The organism is Neobacillus drentensis, from assembly GCF_036966985.1.
Lineage (GTDB): Bacteria > Bacillota > Bacilli > Bacillales > Cytobacillaceae > Neobacillus > Neobacillus drentensis_E.
The window spans coordinates 5,302-5,671 of the sequence record NZ_JBALSN010000283.1 but is presented as its reverse complement, the minus strand read 5'-3'; the positions used below and the strand labels follow the sequence as shown (position 1 = coordinate 5,671).

Genomic DNA, 370 nt, shown 5'->3' with positions numbered 1-370 from the left:
CTTTTATCCGTCCATTATACAACTGAAGCTTTATTAATGGTAATTGTCGGTGGAAAAGGATTCTTGCTAGGACCATTGTTTGGTGCCTTTATCTTCACAGTTATTCCAGAATTCTTGTGGATGTCCCCGGAAGTCCAACTACTTGTATTCGGTATCATATTAGTTTTATCGATTAAGTTTATGCCTAAGGGGATTGCCAATCTGATTAAAGTGATTAGTACAAAAATGCAAAAGGATAAAGAGCCTAAACAACATTTAAAAAGTAGCATGGAGAAAGAAAAGGAGGTGTCATAATTTGACTTTATTATCAGTTTCCAATTTAAGTAAACGGTTCGGAGGTTTAAGTGCGAATTCAAATATATCATTTACA

The 370-nt window shown here is 34.3% G+C and carries 1 pseudogene; it reads left to right on the top strand.

Features of this window, described 5'->3' with window-relative positions:
- Positions 1-294, top strand: a pseudogene (locus tag V7659_RS18820) (hypothetical protein); the annotation flags it as partial.
- Between the last annotated feature and the right edge of the window lie 76 nt (positions 295-370).